Source organism: Microbacterium murale (assembly GCF_030815955.1).
Classification (GTDB): Bacteria; Actinomycetota; Actinomycetes; order Actinomycetales; family Microbacteriaceae; genus Microbacterium; species Microbacterium murale_A.
This window is the reverse complement of record NZ_JAUSXK010000001.1, coordinates 456,443-470,036: the sequence shown is the minus strand read 5'-3', so window position 1 is coordinate 470,036 and position 13,594 is coordinate 456,443. Positions and strand designations below refer to the sequence as shown.

16 protein-coding genes are annotated in these 13,594 nt (G+C 64.7%); 10 read left to right on the top strand and 6 right to left on the bottom strand.

Going from position 1 to position 13,594, the window contains the following annotated elements; genetic code table 11:
• Positions 1 to 11 precede the first annotated feature (11 nt).
• Positions 12 to 284: a metal-sensitive transcriptional regulator gene (locus QFZ46_RS02345; protein ID WP_307357913.1), complete on the top strand. Its 273-nt coding sequence runs from the start codon at positions 12 to 14 to the stop codon at positions 282 to 284.
• Here QFZ46_RS02345 and QFZ46_RS02340 read toward each other — a convergent pair whose 3' ends face one another.
• From QFZ46_RS02340 to QFZ46_RS02325, 4 genes are all read right to left on the bottom strand, one after another.
• The gene (locus tag QFZ46_RS02340) at positions 285 to 1,442 is read right to left on the bottom strand and encodes an acyl-CoA dehydrogenase family protein (protein ID WP_307357912.1); all 1,158 of its coding nucleotides are present in this window, start codon (positions 1,440 to 1,442) and stop codon (positions 285 to 287) included. It lies immediately after the preceding gene.
• Positions 1,439 to 2,197: an alpha/beta fold hydrolase gene (locus QFZ46_RS02335; protein ID WP_307357910.1), complete on the bottom strand. Its 759-nt coding sequence runs from the start codon at positions 2,195 to 2,197 to the stop codon at positions 1,439 to 1,441. Before QFZ46_RS02335 ends, QFZ46_RS02340 begins: the two co-directional genes overlap by 4 nt.
• Before the next feature lie 127 nt (positions 2,198 to 2,324).
• On the bottom strand, positions 2,325 to 3,251 hold the full coding sequence (locus tag QFZ46_RS02330) for a sugar kinase (RefSeq protein WP_307357908.1): 927 nt from the start codon (positions 3,249 to 3,251) through the stop codon (positions 2,325 to 2,327).
• A complete protein-coding gene (locus QFZ46_RS02325) occupies positions 3,248 to 4,414 on the bottom strand; it encodes an MFS transporter (protein WP_373457632.1) in 1,167 nt (388 codons plus the stop codon). Before QFZ46_RS02325 ends, QFZ46_RS02330 begins: the two co-directional genes overlap by 4 nt.
• A 180-nt stretch (positions 4,415 to 4,594) precedes the next feature.
• Here QFZ46_RS02325 and QFZ46_RS02320 point away from each other — a divergent pair, with 180 nt between their 5' ends.
• From QFZ46_RS02320 to nrdF, 6 genes are all read left to right on the top strand, one after another.
• Positions 4,595 to 5,353 (top strand): SDR family NAD(P)-dependent oxidoreductase, encoded by a 759-nt coding sequence (locus QFZ46_RS02320; RefSeq protein ID WP_307357904.1) that lies wholly within the window; start codon positions 4,595 to 4,597, stop codon positions 5,351 to 5,353.
• 81 nt (positions 5,354 to 5,434) lie between these two features.
• The gene (locus QFZ46_RS02315) at positions 5,435 to 6,175 is read left to right on the top strand and encodes a TetR/AcrR family transcriptional regulator C-terminal domain-containing protein (protein ID WP_307357903.1); all 741 of its coding nucleotides are present in this window, start codon (positions 5,435 to 5,437) and stop codon (positions 6,173 to 6,175) included.
• 388 nt (positions 6,176 to 6,563) lie between these two features.
• Positions 6,564 to 6,797: a glutaredoxin-like protein NrdH gene (gene nrdH, locus QFZ46_RS02310; RefSeq protein ID WP_033106720.1), complete on the top strand. Its 234-nt coding sequence runs from the start codon at positions 6,564 to 6,566 to the stop codon at positions 6,795 to 6,797.
• 33 nt (positions 6,798 to 6,830) lie between these two features.
• A complete protein-coding gene (gene nrdI / locus QFZ46_RS02305; protein WP_307357899.1) occupies positions 6,831 to 7,283 on the top strand; it encodes a class Ib ribonucleoside-diphosphate reductase assembly flavoprotein NrdI in 453 nt (150 codons plus the stop codon).
• Positions 7,247 to 9,424 carry a class 1b ribonucleoside-diphosphate reductase subunit alpha gene (nrdE, locus tag QFZ46_RS02300; protein WP_307357897.1) on the top strand — a complete coding sequence of 726 codons (2,178 nt, stop codon included), beginning with the start codon at positions 7,247 to 7,249 and terminating at the stop codon, positions 9,422 to 9,424. Before nrdI ends, nrdE begins: the two co-directional genes overlap by 37 nt.
• A gap of 38 nt (positions 9,425 to 9,462) precedes the next feature.
• Positions 9,463 to 10,443 carry a class 1b ribonucleoside-diphosphate reductase subunit beta gene (nrdF, locus tag QFZ46_RS02295; RefSeq protein WP_307357894.1) on the top strand — a complete coding sequence of 327 codons (981 nt, stop codon included), beginning with the start codon at positions 9,463 to 9,465 and terminating at the stop codon, positions 10,441 to 10,443.
• A gap of 102 nt (positions 10,444 to 10,545) precedes the next feature.
• Here nrdF and QFZ46_RS02290 read toward each other — a convergent pair whose 3' ends face one another.
• Entirely contained in the window at positions 10,546 to 11,208 is a 663-nt protein-coding gene (locus QFZ46_RS02290; RefSeq protein ID WP_307357892.1) for a hypothetical protein, read from the bottom strand.
• Between the two features lie 135 nt (positions 11,209 to 11,343).
• Between QFZ46_RS02290 and QFZ46_RS02285 the strand changes: the two genes are divergently transcribed.
• From QFZ46_RS02285 to QFZ46_RS02275, 3 genes are all read left to right on the top strand, one after another.
• The gene (locus QFZ46_RS02285) at positions 11,344 to 11,712 is read left to right on the top strand and encodes a hypothetical protein (RefSeq protein WP_307357889.1); all 369 of its coding nucleotides are present in this window, start codon (positions 11,344 to 11,346) and stop codon (positions 11,710 to 11,712) included.
• A gap of 80 nt (positions 11,713 to 11,792) precedes the next feature.
• Entirely contained in the window at positions 11,793 to 12,755 is a 963-nt protein-coding gene (locus QFZ46_RS02280) for an aldo/keto reductase (RefSeq protein ID WP_307364468.1), read from the top strand.
• A complete protein-coding gene (locus tag QFZ46_RS02275; RefSeq protein ID WP_307357887.1) occupies positions 12,752 to 12,961 on the top strand; it encodes a hypothetical protein in 210 nt (69 codons plus the stop codon). The genes QFZ46_RS02280 and QFZ46_RS02275 overlap by 4 nt, the downstream gene beginning before the upstream one ends.
• Before the next feature lie 22 nt (positions 12,962 to 12,983).
• Here the strand turns inward: QFZ46_RS02275 and QFZ46_RS02270 are convergent, their stop codons facing one another.
• Positions 12,984 to 13,586: a GNAT family N-acetyltransferase gene (locus tag QFZ46_RS02270; protein ID WP_307357885.1), complete on the bottom strand. Its 603-nt coding sequence runs from the start codon at positions 13,584 to 13,586 to the stop codon at positions 12,984 to 12,986.
• Positions 13,587 to 13,594 lie beyond the last annotated feature (8 nt).

Below are 13,594 nucleotides of genomic sequence, written 5' to 3'. Positions count from 1 at the left end.
AGTCTCGTTATGTGATCGAAGACATCAAGAAGCGTGCTCTGCACCGCACCAGCATCCTTGAAGGTCAGCTGCGCGGGGTCGCCAGGATGATCGACAACGAGGAATACTGCATGGACATCATCACGCAGTCCCGCGCGATCCAGAAATCCCTGGAGTCCCTCAACCGCCTGCTGCTCGAGAACCACCTGCGCACGCACGTGACGCACATGTTCGAGCAAGGCGGCGACGAACGCGAGCAGGCTGTCGGAGAACTGCTGAAGGCGTTCGAGTTCGACCGGAAGTAGTCAGCCCTCCAGCGGCCCGAGCAGCGCGTTCGCTGCCGTGGCGTGCGCCGACTCCGGATCGGACGGGTGGAACATGCCCGCCAGCACATCGCGGTACAGCCGGGAGAGCTCGTTGGTGGAGAAGTACGATCCGCCGCCGGCCGTGAGGATCGCCTCGTCGACGACCTGCTTCGCCATGACCACGGCGCGGTGCTTGACCCCGGACAGCAGCGTGAACCAGCGCGCGCCGTGGTCGGCCCGCTCGTCGACGTCGCGTGCAAGAGCGGTGATCTGCGGGGGAAGAGCGTAGTAGAGGAGACTCATGCCGGCGATGCGCCAACGTATGTCGGGATCCTGACTGTATGTCAGGCCCGTCTTCTTCGACGTGCGCTTCTGCACTGTCTCGACGGCGAGATCCAGCGCACGGCGGGCGACTCCCGTGTAGACCGAGGCGAGGAGCAGCTCGAAGACGCTGAAGATGCCGAAGACGATCGGATCAGGGCTCGGGCCGGGGTCGATGCGGCGCACCACGTGCTCGGCCGCAGCGGCGGCGCCGTCGAGACGGGTGGTGCGGCTCTGCGTCGCGCGCATTCCGAGGGTGTCCCAGTCATCGCTCGTCGTGACGGCATCCGTGCGGTCGATGAAGGCGAAAACGAGCTTCGGGGCGTCCGGAGAAGTCGTGTCGAGGCCGTGCAGACCGAGCTTCGTCCACACCGGTGCGAGAGAAGTGAAGATCTTCGTGCCGGTGAACGCGTACCCGCCGTCGTCCAGCGGGACGGCCACGGTGTTGCTGCCGAAGAGGACGAGGTCGTTGCCGCCCTCGCTGATCCCGAACGCGAAGACCTCCCCGCGTGCGGCGCCGTCCTGCACGAACTCCAGACCGGGCACGCTGCGGTCGCTGAAGACCTTCGCGACTCCCGTCCACACCAGGTGCATGTTGATCGCGAGAGCGGTGGCGGGCGCCGCGGTGGCGAGGCGCTGCTGCAGGACAGCCGCCTGTTCCAGGCCGAGACCTGCGCCGCCGCGTGCGACCGGTACGAGGATCTTCAGGTATCCGGCATCCCGAAGCTCTTCCAGATCCTGTTCGGGGAACGTGTTCTCCCGGTCGTGGATCGGTGCCCGTTCGCGGATGCGAGCGAGCAGGTCGTCTGGCAGGAACGCCGCGGGGTCGAAGGTCATGAGAGTGCCTCCAGCAGTTGGCGGATGGTCTCATCCGGCTTGTCACGGAAAGGGGAGTGCCCGGCTCCGGGGACGATCGACATCGAGATGTGCTCATTCGATGCGAGCACCGCGTCTGCGGTCCTGCCGGTGAACAGGCTGTACACGGCGGGGTCGGCGCCGAGGATGTGCGTGGGCACGGTCAAGCGCGCAGCATCCGCTCGCACGTCCCAGGGCTGATTCTGCGTGCTGGTCTGCTCGACCGCCCATTTGCTCGCCCGCAGGACGGCATCGACTTTCAGCTCGAGATCCTGCGGATGCCAATGCGGATGCTCTGCCTGCACGACCTCGACGCGATTGTCGGCGAACGCGCGTTCCTGGCTGCGACGTACGATCGACGCGTCTCTGGATTCGACGAGGATGGCAGGGTCGATCAGGATGAGCCTGCTCGACCAGCGGGGATCGGATGCTGCGGCCACTGTGCTCGCCGCGCCGCCGAGCGAGTGGCCGATGACCGCATCCCAGGCGCCGCCGCGGGTAGGGGATGTCGTGGCGAGGTCTGCGGCGTAGGCGCCCACCGTGTAGTCGAGAGCGCGGGGTGCATCGCCGTGGCCGCGGAGGTCGATCGCTACGGCGTGCCAGCCCGCGTTCGCGAGCGCGTCGCCCAACCGCCACATGAGAGCGCCGGAGGATCCGAGACCGTGGACGAGCAGCGCGGTGTTCCGAGCGTCGGGATCACCCCAAGCGAGGTGCGGCAACTGAACCGGAACGGGCATGCCCTCAGCCTACGAGTGCAATCGACGACCGAGTTCGGAAAACCCAGACCGTCTAGTGTGTCGGCGGCGTGTCAGCCGGAGACACACCGGGTTCGAGCCGTGTTGCTCTCCGTTTTCCGCCGGACCGTCAGTTGATCGGAGGCATGTCCGCGGCGATCGTGAGCACGCGCTCTGCCGCTGTGTGCCCCGCCGACAGGCGCTCGGCGAGCGGCCTGCCCTCCAGGGTCGCCGAGAGGAAACCGCTCGCGAAGGCATCACCGGCGCCGACCGGCTCGACGACGTCGACCACAGGTGCAGGCACGAACACGGGCTCGGCGTCACCGTCGAAGGCCGTCGCTCCCACGTCCCCGTCCTTCACGACGAGCATGCGGCAGTCCGGCAGGAACGCCCTGATCTCGTCGGCCGTCGCCGTGCCCCAGATGCGCTCGGCCTCGTCGCGGCCGACCAGGGCGATGTCGGCGGCGTTCGCCAGCCGCGCGAGTGTGGCCGCGGCATCCTCCATCGGCCACAGCGCGCGACGGTCGTTGACGTCGAACGACACCAGTGCACCGGCGGCGCGGGCATCTTCGAACAGGCGATCGACCATGTCACGGGTGGAGGGGGAGAGGGCGGGGGTGATGCCGGTCGTGTGGACGATCTTCACACCGGCGAGCCGTTCGACGGACAGCTGTCCCGGCCCCATCCGCGAAGCGGCCGAACCGCGGCGGTAGTAGTAGACGGATGAGCCTTCGGCACCTGGATCCTTGAACATGACTCCGGTGGGGGCGTCCTGATCGAGCTCGACCCACAGTTCGATCCCGCGTCTGGTGAGCTCCGATGAGATGCGCGCGCCGAGCGGATCATCGCCGAGCCGTGAGGCCCAGACGGCCCGGTGCCCGGCGGCGGCCAGCCCTGCAGCGACGTTCGACTCTGCGCCGGCGAGGCCGAGTGAGGCCACCTGTGCGTGGGAGAGCGCGCCGTCGGTGGGTGTGACCAGCGCCATCGTCTCGCCGATGCAGACGACCTCCGGGGCGGAATCGGGCGTGCGCGTGCCTGAAAGGGAAGAAGTGCTCATGAAGGGGTGACCGCCACTGGTTCGGTATCAGGGAAAGGACTGGGATCGCGATCGCGGAGATCGGGCAGCGCCCGGACGAAGATCACGGAGACCATCACACCGACGATAGCGAACAGGACCGCGGCCAAGTACGCGCCCTGCGGGCCGCCCGTGCCATCGACGAGGAAACCGGCGATGGCGGAGCCGGCCGCCGCACCGATCAACTGTCCCGTGCCCGCCCAGCCGAACGCTTCGGCGGTCTCGCTGAACTTCACGCTCGCCGTCGTGATGGCGAAGAGCACGGCGAGAGCGGGAGCGATGCCGAGCCCGGCGAGAAAGAGCGCCCCGCCCAGCCAGTAGGCGTTGAGCATGACCATGGTGAGGGTGAGGCCGACGGTGACGATGACCAGGCGCCGTGCCATCGCCCACGGGCCGATCGGTATGTGGCCGAAGGACAACCCGCCCACGAGGCTGCCGCAGGCGAAGACGCCGAGCACGACACCCGCTTCGAGACTGCCGTGCTCGAAAGTCGCGACGACGCCGACCTCCACTGCCGAACACGCGCCGATCACGAGAAAGCCGATCGCGGTGGCGAGCGCAACCGGGGGCTTGAGAAGCACGCGTCCCAGTGCCCGCCGGCTGCGAGGGATGCGCACTCGACCCACTTCAGGGCTGAGGATGAACCATCCGCAGCCGAGTACCAGAATGATCGCCACCAGGACGAGGCCCTCGGTCGTGCCGACCTGCGTCGAGACCAGAGTGATGACCACAGGGGCGAGGATCCAGATGATCTCCTGCAGTGATGCGTCCAGAGAGAACAGCGGCGTCAGTTGAGAGGAGTTCACCAGCTTCGGATAGATCGTGCGCACGGCTGACTGGATCGGCGGTGTCGACAGCCCCGCTATGAGGCCGAACGCCATGTAGCCGGCGAGATTCAGAGGCAGCAGGCCGAGACAGAGCACGGCGAGTGTGCAGACGGCAGCGGTCAGGGTGAGGACCCTGCGCATGCCCCACGCGCCCATCCACCGGCTCGTGACAGGTCCGGAGACTGCTTGGCCGACGGAGGTCGCGGCGAGGACGAGTCCCGCGGAGCCGTATGAGCCGGTCTGCTGTTCGACATGCAGCAGGATCGCCAGCGATGCCATGCCACTGGGGAAGCGTGCCGTCAGCTGAGCGGCGATCATGCGCCCGACCCCTGGGGTGCGAAGAAGGTCCCGATATCCCGCCACGAGACAACGATACCGGCACCGCTCGGTCGCGGCGAAGGAGCGGAGCCGGGCGATGGCACCATGGTTGCGGCTACTAGTAGTGCCATATACTGTTTATGACGGTACTAGTAATTTATTCGTCTCAGGAGGACGCAGATGACTCACACCAACTCGCACGGCTTCGATGGGCGAACGGCCATCGTCACGGGTTCCGGCTCCGGAATCGGGTGGGCCTCGACGCAGATCCTCGCCCGTGCGGGGGCGACGGTGATCGCCACCGACATCGCAGAAGACCGACTGCAGGCACTCACCACTGACCTCGCCGGGTTCGATGTGAAGGCGATCGCCGGCGACATCACCAGTGAGGAGACGGTGCAGCAGATAGTCAGCGCCGCAGGCGGGAAGGTCGACATCCTCGCGAATGTCGCGGGCATCATGGACGGCGTGCTCCCGGCGGACGAGGTCGACGACGCGACGTGGCAGCGGGTCTTCGACATCAACGTCACCGCCGTACTGCGAACGACGCGCGCCGTCCTCCCGCTGATGCGCGAACACGGATCGGGATCGATCGTCAACATCGCGTCGGAAGCGGCATTCCGCGGATCAGTGGGTGGCGCCGCGTACACGGCGTCCAAGCACGCTGTGGTCGGTCTCACGAAGAGCAGCGCGTTCATGTACGGACCGCAGGGAATCCGTACGAACGCCGTCGCCCCCGGCGCGGTGCTGACGGGCCTGGACATGTCGTGGAAATCCGAATACGGCGTGAGCCGTACGGGTCCCGTTCTCCAGGCGACGATGTCGCCCCCGGCGGAGGCTGAGCAGATCGCGAGCACGGTCGTCTGGCTGGCGAGCGACGCGGCAGCCAACATCAACGGCGTGATCCTGGCGTCCGATGGTGGTTGGTCAACGGTCTGACCGCGCTTGGAAGGTCTCGGCTTCGGCGGCGTTCTCGACTGAGGCCGAGACCTATGCTGGAACGCGCAGAAGGGAGGCGACGTGGTTCACGACGAGGCGAAGCCCGAATGGTCGCGAGGAATTGCCCTCGCATGGGGCGTCGCGCCTCCCGCCCAGCGGGGGCCGAAACGCGAGTTCACGCTCGACCAGGTGATCGACGCGGCGCTCGCCATCGCCGACGCTGATGACATCGATGCGGTGACGATGCCTTCCGTCGCTGCGTCTCTCGGACTCACAGCGATGTCGCTCTATCGATACGTGGGCTCCAAGGAGATCCTCCTGCTTCTTCTGCAGGAGCGTGGGATGGGCACGCCTCCGAGCTCGATCGCCGATGCTGACGGGTGGCGCGCCGGACTCGAGGCTCACGCCGCGGCGGCGGCGGAGGTCTACCGCCTTCACCCGTGGATGCTGGACATCACGATCAGGGGCATCGCGACGACACCGAACAATCTTGCGTGGCTGGAGGCCGGGCTCGCCGCACTCGAATCGACATCGCTGACTCGCAAGGAACGCGTCGCGGTCGTGCTGCAGGTCTCGGGGCATGCGCGATTCCGTGCGCTCGTGGAGCGCGGCTATGGCGAACGCGTCACCGAGGCTGAGGCGGCGCTGAGCGCGGTCGTTCGTGACGAAGCGGAGTTGATCCGCGGCCTCATCACCGATGAGCGATTCCCGGAGCTGCACGCGACGCTGGCGACGGGGGCGCTCGTCGATGAGGACTTCGACAACTTCGACTTCGGCCTCGCGAGGATCCTCGACGGAGTCGCGCAGTATCTCGCTCGTTGATCCGGTCGGGGATCGCGGGTCTCGACTGGCCGCGAGCGACCTCTTCCAGAGGGGCTGTGAGGGCTTCGATCGCGACACGCCGCGACACGCCGAAGAGCGCTCTCCACAGGAAATCGGATGTCCGAACCCCGGCGTAGCGTGCGACCTGTGGATGGATTGCTGAAGACCACCTGAGAACCGCGAGATCATGCGCTTCGCGACCCTCGAAACAAGGTCGCGATCTGTGGATGAAATGGTGGACAACCTGTGTTGTATCAGTGGAGAGCGGTGGAAAACTACACGGATGTAACTACTAGCCCTTGTGGTCGCCCTCAATGTCCGTACCTATATGTAGTATTGAACTCCCGGCGGGGGGCCTGCCGGAAAACCAAGATCTGAGGGGAAAGAAATGTCGATCACGGTCTACACCAAGCCTTCGTGCGTTCAGTGCAACGCGACGTATCGCGCTCTGGATGCGAAGGGCATCGAATACGAGATTCACGACCTCTCTGAAGACGCTTCGGCGCTTGAGCAGGTCAAGGCGCTGGGCTACATGCAGGCGCCCGTCGTCGTCACCGACGAGGACCACTGGTCGGGCTTCCGTCCCGACAAGATCGACGCTCTCGCCTCTCGTCTGGCATAGAGCCTTCGGACAGCTCAGGAAGCGGGGTGGGTCATGACAGCAGTCGCGACGGACACGCCGCTCCTGGTCTTCTTCTCCAGCACCTCGGGCAACACGGCCCGGTTCATCGAGAAGCTCGGCATGCCGGCGCAGCGAATCCCGCTGCATCGGGGTGACGGCGACCTCAAGGTCGACGAACCCTTCGTGCTCGTCACACCCACTTATGGCGGAGGCCAGGGGCGTGGCGAGGAGAAGGGCGCTGTGCCCAAGCAGGTCATCCGGTTCCTCAACGACGAGGACAACCGGCGCAACATCCGCGGAGTGATATCCGCAGGCAACACCAACTTCGGCGACTCCTTCGGCGTCGCCGGTGACATCATCAGCCGCAAGTGTCATGTGCCGCACTTGTACCGGTTCGAAGTATTCGGCACGCAGGACGACGTAGATCGCGTGAGCGACGGATTGGAACGATGGTGGGTATCGCAGTCGACGAGCACGAGTCAGTGACAGAGCAGGCAGCATTCAAGGCGAACGCTGCGTATGAGGGCCTCGATTATCACGCCCTCAACGCGATGCTGAACCTCTACGACGCGGACGGGAAGATCCAGTTCGACGCCGACAAGCGCGCAGCGCGGGAGTACTTCCTGCAGCACGTCAACCAGAACACGGTGTTCTTCCACTCCCTCAAGGAGCGTCTCGACTATCTGGTCGAGAAGGAGTATTACGACGGTGCCCTCCTCGAGAAGTACTCGCACGAGTTCGTCCAGAAGCTCAACGACCTCGCCTACGGCAAGAAGTTCCGTTTCGAGACGTTCCTCGGCGCGTTCAAGTACTACACCAGCTACACGCTGAAGACGTTCGACGGCAAGCGCTACCTCGAGCGTTTCGAGGACCGCGTCGTGATGACAGCCCTCGGCCTCGCCGACGGCGACGAGCAGGTGGCGATCAACCTCGTCGAGGAGATCATCTCCGGGCGCTTCCAGCCGGCGACGCCGACCTTCCTCAACGCCGGCAAGGCGCAGCGCGGAGAACTCGTCAGCTGCTTCCTGCTGCGCATCGAAGACAACATGGAGTCGATCTCGCGCGGCATCAACTCGTCGCTGCAGTTGAGCAAGCGCGGTGGTGGCGTGGCGCTGCTGCTGTCGAACATCCGTGAGTCGGGTGCACCGATCAAGCAGATCGAGAACCAGTCCAGCGGCATCATCCCCGTCATGAAGCTCCTCGAAGACAGCTTCAGCTACGCGAACCAGCTGGGTGCCCGTCAGGGCGCAGGTGCCGTCTACCTCAACGCGCACCACCCGGACATCATGCGCTTCCTCGACACGAAGCGCGAGAACGCCGACGAGAAGATCCGCATCAAGACGCTGTCGCTGGGCGTCGTCGTGCCCGACATCACCTTCGAACTCGCCAAGAACGGCGAAGACATGTACCTGTTCTCGCCGTACGACGTCGAGAAGGTCTACGGCGTGCCGTTCGGTGACATCTCCGTCACCGAGAAGTACCGCGAGATGGTCGACAACCCGCGCATCAAGAAGACCAAGATCAACGCGCGCGAGTTCTTCCAGACCATCGCCGAGATCCAGTTCGAGTCGGGCTACCCGTACATCATGTTCGAGGACACGGTGAACAAGGCGAACCCGATCAAGGGCCGCATCAACATGTCCAACCTCTGCAGCGAGATCCTGCAGGTGAACACGCCGACCACGTACAACGAAGACCTCTCGTACGACCAGATCGGCAAGGACATCTCGTGCAACCTCGGCTCGATGAACATCGCGCTGGCGATGGATGCCGATGACCTGGGCATCACGGTGGAGACGGCGATCCGCGGTCTGACTGCTGTCAGCAACCAGAGCCACATCTCCTCGGTGCGCTCCATCGAAGACGGCAACGACCGTTCGCACGCCATCGGCCTCGGCCAGATGAACCTGCACGGCTACCTCGCTCGCGAGCACGTGCACTACGGCTCGGAAGAGGGCCTCGACTTCACGAACATCTACTTCTACACGGTGCTGTTCCACGCGCTGCGGGCATCGAACCTGCTGTCCATCGAGCGTGGCGTCGCCTTCGACGGCTTCGAGGACTCGACGTACGCGTCGGGGGAGTTCTTCGACAAGTACATCGAGCGCGCTTGGGTGCCCGAGACCGAGAAGGTCAAGGAGCTCTTCGCGGGCAAGCACATCCCGACGCAGGCCGACTGGGCAGAGCTTCGGGATTCCATCCAGAAGCACGGCATCTACAACCAGAACCTGCAGGCGGTGCCGCCGACCGGCTCGATCTCCTACATCAACAACTCGACGAGCTCGATCCACCCGATCGCGTCGAAGATCGAGATCCGCAAGGAAGGCAAGCTCGGCCGTGTCTACTACCCGGCGCCGTTCATGACGAACGACAACCTGGAGTACTACCAGGACGCGTACGAGATCGGCTACGAGAAGGTCATCGACACGTACGCCGCTGCCACGCAGCACGTCGACCAGGGTCTGTCGCTGACGCTGTTCTTCAAGGACACCGCGTCGACGCGCGACATCAACAAGGCGCAGATCTACGCATGGCGCAAGGGCATCAAGACGATCTACTACATCCGCCTTCGTCAGATGGCGCTCGAGGGCACTGACATGTCCGAGTGCGTCAGCTGCATGTTGTGATCGCCTCCTGATCAAGGATTTGTGAAAAAGGAAGAATGATGACCCCTCCCACGAAGCTGCCGTTGGTCGACCACGTGCAGGCGATCAACTGGAACCGCATCCAGGACGACAAGGACCTCGAGGTCTGGAACCGTCTGGTGAACAACTTCTGGCTGCCCGAGAAGGTGCCGCTGTCGAACGACGTGCAGTCGTGGAACACGTTGACCCCCGACGAGCAGTTGCTCACGATGCGGGTGTTCACTGGTCTCACGCTGCTGGACACCATCCAGGGCACGGTCGGCGCCGTATCACTGATCCCGGATGCGATCACTCCGCACGAGGAGGCGGTGTACACCAACATCGCGTTCATGGAGTCGGTCCACGCGAAGAGCTACTCCTCTATCTTCTCGACGCTCGCGTCGACGAAGGAGATCGATGAGGCGTTCCGGTGGTCCACGGAGAATGTGAACCTTCAGAAGAAGGCGCAGATCATCATGGATTACTACACCGGTGACGACCCGCTCAAGCGCAAGATCGCCTCGACGCTGCTGGAGTCGTTCCTGTTCTACTCGGGCTTCTACCTGCCGATCTACTGGTCCTCCAAGGCGAAGCTGACGAACACGGCCGACCTCATCCGCCTCATCATCCGTGATGAGGCGGTGCACGGGTACTACATCGGCTACAAGTTCCAGAAGGGGCTCGAGAAGGAGACCCAGGAACGCCGCGACGAGCTGAAGGACTACACCTTCAACCTGCTCTTCGAGCTCTACGACAACGAGGTGCAGTACACGCAGGACCTCTACGACGGTGTCGGCCTGACCGAGGACGTCAAGAAGTTCCTGCACTACAACGCCAACAAGGCGCTGATGAACCTCGGCTATGAGCCGATGTTCCCGTCCACCGTGACGAACGTGAACCCGGCGATCCTGTCTGCGCTCTCGCCGAACGCCGACGAGAACCACGACTTCTTCTCGGGCTCTGGTTCGTCGTACGTCATCGGCAAAGCCGAGGCCACCGAGGACGAGGACTGGGACTTCTGAGCCACTGACTCAGTCCAGGCCCCGCAGGGGCTGACGGGAGGCCCGGAACTGTAGATTTCTGCCGTTCCGGGCCTCTTTCTGTGTCCTACCGATGAGCAGTGCCTACAGCATCAACTGGCTGAGCGGGTGGATGAAGTACCGCAGCGAGTACGCCTCCCAGACTGCGCCGACGACGAGCAGCGCGAATGCAGGCAACGCCAGAAGACCGATGCGCTGCAGGCCTCGGAGATAGCCCTGGCGTCGGTTCTTCGCGCCGACGGTACGGGGGAACAGCCAGTACTTGCCGAGCAGGTATGCGCCGAGCAGGAGGAGTATGTAGGCCTGGAGTTCGATGACGAAAGTCAGCGAGTGGGGGATGAGCGCCACCCACCCCTCGGCGGAGGCGGGGAAGAGGGTGATGCCGGTCTCGACAGCCCAGTAGCTGAAGAACGCCAGTCCCGCGAACGGCACGATGAGGGACGGAAGGACGATGGTCAGCAGGCTGAGACGGAAGAGATTGACTCCGAGGATCGTGAGCGCGAACAGCGGCGGGATGTTCACCAGCCAGCGCACCAGTTCGCCGGTGCCGTCCTCTTCCAGCGACGCGGCCTGTGCCGCGTTGAGGTCAGGGAAGATGAGTCCGATCACGAACCCGATGATGGCGAGACCATACGCGGCCGCGCTGATGATGAGATAAGCGCGCCTGTTCTCGCGGATGATCCGGAAGGGGCGCCGCCAGAACGGCACGTGCGCGGGGCGCGCGATGCGAGCGGGTTCAGTTGTCATGCTCCCATCGCACTCTGTCTGCCGCCATTCGTGAAGTGACGAGGGGTCACCAGAAGTAGTGACGAGGTGTCACCAGAAGTAGTGACACCACGTCACGGGGATCCTCACCCGCAATGACCGAAGCTGGCGGTGAGGGTGAAGGCGCTGCCCGCCACGGCGGGCGCCGGACACCTGAGCTGGGGTCGCCGCGGCTTCCGCATCACCGTGCCGGATTGGGCGACACGCGTACTGCGCACCGACAAGGATGCGATCGTCGTCGCATCGGGCGTCGTGGAACTACTGCTCGCCGGCGCCCTCCTGGCGCTTCCGAAAGAGCGCACGCGCGTCGGCTGGGCCGTCGCGGCGTTCTTCGTCGCAGTCTTCCCCGGCAACGTGCACCAGTGGCGCACCGGGCGATCGGCACCGCTGCTCGACACCGATCGCCGGCGGCTCCTCCGGTTGTTCCTGCAGCTGCTCCTCGTCGTCTGGGCACTGTGGAGTACCCGCATGCCGTGCCGTCGCTGAACCGCCCGAGTACCGCGGTACGGTGGCGGCATGAAGACAGTGCCGTTCGGAACCTCATCATCCCTGCCGTCGTCGCAGGGATGATGCGCATCAAGGACAAAGATGATGCGCAGATCCGCGAACTCTACGGGGCGGCCCGTGAGTCTGGGATCGACTTCTTCGATCATGCAGACATCTACGGCGGGCGGATGCACGCCTGCGAGGAGCGCTTCGCGGAAGCGCTGAATCTGTCGCCCGCGGAGCGCGATGAGATCACGATCCAGACCAAGTGCGGGATCGTTCCGCAGGACGGCACGTTCGACTTCTCCTACGAGCACATCCTCCGCCAAGTCGACGGATCGCTGCGTGCCCTCGCCACCGACCGCATCGATGTGCTCCTGCTGCATCGCCCCGACGCTCTCGTCGAACCGGCAGAAGTCGCCCGTGCGTTCTGCGAGCTCGAAGCATCCGGGAAGGTCCGCGCCTTCGGAGTCTCCAATCACACCCCTCGTCAGATCGACCTGCTTCGCACAGCGGTGCGGCAGCCACTGGTCGCCAATCAACTTCAGTTCTCCCTCACGCAGGCGCCGATCGTCGCACAGGGCATCGCCGCGAACATGAGCGGTGCCGACCAGGCGATCACCCGCGACGGCGGAGGCATCCTGGAGTACTGCCGCATCAACGGCATCACAGTCCAGGCATGGTCACCGATGCAGGCGGCTGCAGGCGCGGGCACATTCGTCGGGAACCCCGACTACGCCGAACTGAACGACGTGCTCGACCGGCTCGCCGACCTCCACGGCGTCACCCCCACCGGCATCGCCGTCGCATGGATCACCAGGCATCCGGCTGACATGCAGGTGGTGATGGGCACGACGACGCCGGAACGGCTCGTGGCCGCAGCGGCCGGCTCCGATGTCACCCTCACGCGTCCCGAATGGTACGAGCTGTTCCGGGCCGCGGGCCACATCGCGTTCCCTAGGGGCCGCAGCACCCGATGCCATCTCCGCGCGGACCGGAGCGGTAGGCTGGGACACGGCATTCACAACAGGAGGCAGCCGTGATTCTCAGCTTCATCGTCTACTTGGTCCTCTTCGTGGGCGGCATCGTGCTGATGGGCATCTCACACGGCCTCCCGGATTTCCAGGCACTGGTCTTCTGCGCCGGTCTCGCAGCTTTCTGCCTGTCGATGGCATGGATCATGCGCGCGGGCCGCAGCGGCGCCACCCGTCGTTCGGACAACTGGGATGGCGGTCCCGCAGCCAACTGAAGCGTGACCGGCTGAGGTCGGTTCAGACGCGCTTCGCGAGACGCGCTTCGAGGTTCGCCTTCACGGCCGGCCACTCCGGCTCGATGATGGAGAACTCGACAGAATCGCGCAGCGCACCGTTGCGGTAGCGCGAGAGCGCCCGCATCACGCCGTCCTGCTTGGCGCCCAGCCGCTCGATCGCTGCGCGCGATTGGAAATTCACCCACTGCGTCGTGAGTCCCACCCGGAACACCCCCAGCGTCTCGAACGCGTGCGTGAGCAGCAGCAGCTTCGACTCCGCGTTCGTTCCGGTGCCATGCGCGGACGGACGGTTCCAGGTGTACCCGATATGCAGTCTCGGAACCTCGGCAACCATGTCGTAGTAGGTCGTCATCCCGATCACGCGCCCTGACGCGTCGACGGCCGTGAACGGCACCATCTCGCCCTTCTCTGCGAGCGCGAGCCGACGATCGATCTCGGCGGCGATGCCATCCGGGGCGGGCACAGACGTGTACCAGGCCGTCTGCCACAGGTCGTTCTCCCGGACGGCCTCGACGAGACCATCGTGGTGCGAGTGATCCAGCGGCTGCAATTCGACCAGTCGCCCTGTCAGCGTCACGAGTCCTGGTGGGGTGCGGAAATCCATGGCGCCAT

What these genes read in the sequence shown, in the direction of transcription:
- QFZ46_RS02340 (WP_307357912.1), bottom strand. Translation starts at nt 1,442, where the DNA reads ATGACCTTCGACCCCGCGGCGTTCCTGCCAGACGACCTGCTCGCTCGC.
- QFZ46_RS02335 (WP_307357910.1), bottom strand. Translation starts at nt 2,197, where the DNA reads ATGCCCGTTCCGGTTCAGTTGCCGCACCTCGCTTGGGGTGATCCCGAC.
- QFZ46_RS02330 (WP_307357908.1), bottom strand. Translation starts at nt 3,251, where the DNA reads ATGAGCACTTCTTCCCTTTCAGGCACGCGCACGCCCGATTCCGCCCCG.
- QFZ46_RS02325 (WP_373457632.1), bottom strand. Translation starts at nt 4,414, where the DNA reads ATGATCGCCGCTCAGCTGACGGCACGCTTCCCCAGTGGCATGGCATCG.
- QFZ46_RS02320 (WP_307357904.1), top strand. Translation starts at nt 4,595, where the DNA reads ATGACTCACACCAACTCGCACGGCTTCGATGGGCGAACGGCCATCGTC.
- nrdH (WP_033106720.1), top strand. Translation starts at nt 6,564, where the DNA reads ATGTCGATCACGGTCTACACCAAGCCTTCGTGCGTTCAGTGCAACGCG.
- nrdI (WP_307357899.1), top strand. Translation starts at nt 6,831, where the DNA reads ATGACAGCAGTCGCGACGGACACGCCGCTCCTGGTCTTCTTCTCCAGC.
- nrdE (WP_307357897.1), top strand. Translation starts at nt 7,247, where the DNA reads ATGGTGGGTATCGCAGTCGACGAGCACGAGTCAGTGACAGAGCAGGCA.
- nrdF (WP_307357894.1), top strand. Translation starts at nt 9,463, where the DNA reads ATGACCCCTCCCACGAAGCTGCCGTTGGTCGACCACGTGCAGGCGATC.
- QFZ46_RS02290 (WP_307357892.1), bottom strand. Translation starts at nt 11,208, where the DNA reads ATGACAACTGAACCCGCTCGCATCGCGCGCCCCGCGCACGTGCCGTTC.
- QFZ46_RS02280 (WP_307364468.1), top strand. Translation starts at nt 11,793, where the DNA reads ATGATGCGCATCAAGGACAAAGATGATGCGCAGATCCGCGAACTCTAC.
- QFZ46_RS02270 (WP_307357885.1), bottom strand. Translation starts at nt 13,586, where the DNA reads ATGGATTTCCGCACCCCACCAGGACTCGTGACGCTGACAGGGCGACTG.